This is a genomic window from Candidatus Cloacimonadota bacterium, from assembly GCA_034722995.1.
GTDB lineage: Bacteria > Cloacimonadota > Cloacimonadia > JGIOTU-2 > JGIOTU-2 > JAGMCF01.
On record JAYEOL010000062.1, the window covers coordinates 6,857 to 9,743 of the forward strand.

Consider the following 2,887-nt stretch of genomic DNA (forward strand, 5'->3'; position numbering starts at 1 on the left):
ACAAAATATCCCATATTCATTCTTGTGCCGAATCCATAACCCATTTTAAAATCGCTAAGTTTAGTTAACTTAAAATATTTTGTAGCACCAGAATGTTCTTGTTCTGCTGGACTATCATATTTACCCCATACATTTCCAATATCAGTAAAAACTGCTCCTCTAATATTTCTTATCCATATAGGCAAAGGGAATCCGAGTTTTAAATCCTCTATAAATGGATAACGAAATTCAAAACTACCAACAGCCATATTATATCCATAATATTCATAATCAAGATATCCTCTTAAATTATAGTAACCACCTAAAGTAAATTCATCTTTGTTCTTTCCTGTGCTTGAACCAAGTTGGAGTTGGGCAGCAAATTGATATTTTCTAGAAAGTGGGATATATTTACGAAAGTCTCCATAAAAATCCAAATAATTAGAGTGCTTGCCAAAACTCTTTTCACCTCCCAAACTAATTCTGGAACCTTTGATTGGACCTGTTAAACCCCAAAGTGCTGTATCGTGTATGAAAAACAATGCGGTTGTATAAATTGTAGATTCTTCTGAAAATGAAGGCATTTCATGCCAATCATTATTATCCCATATAAACTTTTCTATACTCCAGAATCTTAACATATTATAAAAATCAAACCGATTGAATTTATCAAGAGGATAGCTTATCAGAGTTTGTGCTCCAATATTTCTTTCCTTTATAAGCCCATCATACAATATGTTAGTATCCTGATCTCTCCAATAATTATAATAATAGTAATTATCAATTAGATGGAAAAGGCTAATCCCATAATCAATCCGCTTTTTTAGATAATAATAATTAACAATTATGTTACTTTCATCTATGGAACGATTTACATCAGTCATAATTTGAATATGGTGATTACCCAAAATATCACTTAAAGCAATCCATAGCTGGGCAGATAGACCATAACCCGTAGAATATCCAAGTCCACCATAAATAAGGTCTGGAGTAAAAAGAAGATGGTAATCTTCAATTTTTGGTTCTCTATTTTTTGTTGTATCAGGTTTGTCCTCCAAACTATCCTTTTTAGACAAATAATCAGAATTAAAAACAATTCTCTTTTTCGGAAAACCTCGCTTACTTGCTTTATAAAACCGTTTATAATCAGAAATGCCAAAAGATTTTTTGAATGAGAACTTATCTGTTTCCATTAATGGAGAATATTCATAAAACTCAAGGCTATCCAACGGGTTGCTATAAAGGTAAAGGTCCCAGCCTTTTTTATAAAATGCAGAAAAAACAAGATAATCATTTTCTTCGGTTATATCAGGAGAAAAACAACCACTCAAAACATCGGTGATCTGGGCAAATCCCCCTGATTTGTCGTTTGACATATTATATGCATAAATATTAGCTATACTATCTTTATAGGATGTGAAAATAATATACTTATTATCTGAGCTCCAGATTGGATATTGATTATCATAATTTTGATTAGTTACTGCAAGAACGCCATCTGAAGCTAAATTATAAATAAAAATGTTATAGAATAGATTAGAAAAAGTATATTTCCACTCGTCGGCCGGTTTCTCTCTAACTTTATCAACAAATCTTTCAGAAGAAAAGCAAATTTCTTTTCCGTCAGAAGACCATCTTGGATATCTATCATCAAAATAGTCATCTGTTAAACGGGAAATAGTTTTGCTTTTTAGATTGTAGATATACAAATCATTTTGAGCATCTTTCAAGCCCACAAGCACAATTTTATCACCAGAAGGAGAGACGTCTAATTCAAAAATTGCATCAAAATCCAATCTTATTCTATCTAACTCTTTACCAGTTTCTGAGCTACAGATTGAGATGACATCACCTTTAGATGTTTTTGCCACGAATGCAAACTTCTTGCCATCAGGAAAATAAGAGATAGAACTTTTCATATAATGAAAATCCTCAAATCTGCCAGAAACTCCACTTGAAATTAGTCTCTTGCTCTTATATATTCCAAGAGGAGAGATTTTATTAATACTCATATTATAAGATTTATCAGAAATATAAAGAATGTCGGTTCCATCTGGAGAAAAAGTTGGATCAATATTAATAGAGTTTTCACCTTTTTTATGATGAGTGATTCTGCCAAATTGCTCTATGGGTAAGCTCTTATTTATGATAAACTTGCTATATTTTTTCATCAAATATAGTCGCCATTGGTCTTCAAGGCTTTCCATAGAATATCCGAATGTTTTCTTTGCAGATTCATTTATACTTTTATATATCTTGAAATTATAAAGAAATTCAATAATTCCTCTTTTACCAAATTGTGATTCAAGAAACAATAAGAACGATTCCCCTTCCCTATATGCGTAATATCCATAAACTTCATCAAGAGGGACAATCTCATCATTTATAACTAAATCTAACATAAACATACCATTGTAATATGAATCGTGAATAGAACAGAATTCAGCTATTCCTTCAGAAAGCCATAAGGGCAAAGCAAAAAAAACTGCTGATGCAAAATTTTCAATACCCCGTCCTTGAAGAGCATAATAACAAAAAACATGTGTAAGCTCATGAATTACTGTTAACTCAAACCTTTTATATGAGCCATCAAAAGGGACAACCACGCGATTTTTTATGAATTCTGTAAATCCTCCGACTCCTTCATCAATAAGTTGATAGACAATATTTGTTTGTTGAAACTCATTATGAGAATTGTAAATAACTACAGGAACTCTATCTTCTATAGAATATTCAAATAGGTCTTGCAATTTATAATAAGCATTTTCAATAATTAATGCTGTTGTCTTTCCAATGAAATCTAAATTCTTTTCAAAATAAATATCAAAATGAGTGGTCTCCATTACTGACCAATTAATATCTTCATATTTGACTTTATTCTTACCGAATTCTAAAGCATTTAATGGAA

At 31.2% G+C, this 2,887-nt stretch carries 1 protein-coding gene; it reads right to left on the reverse strand.

The annotated features are described in order from the left end of the window. Nucleotides 1-2,887: hypothetical protein (locus U9R23_07125; protein MEA3476192.1), on the reverse strand; the 2,887-nt coding region annotated here is incomplete at both ends.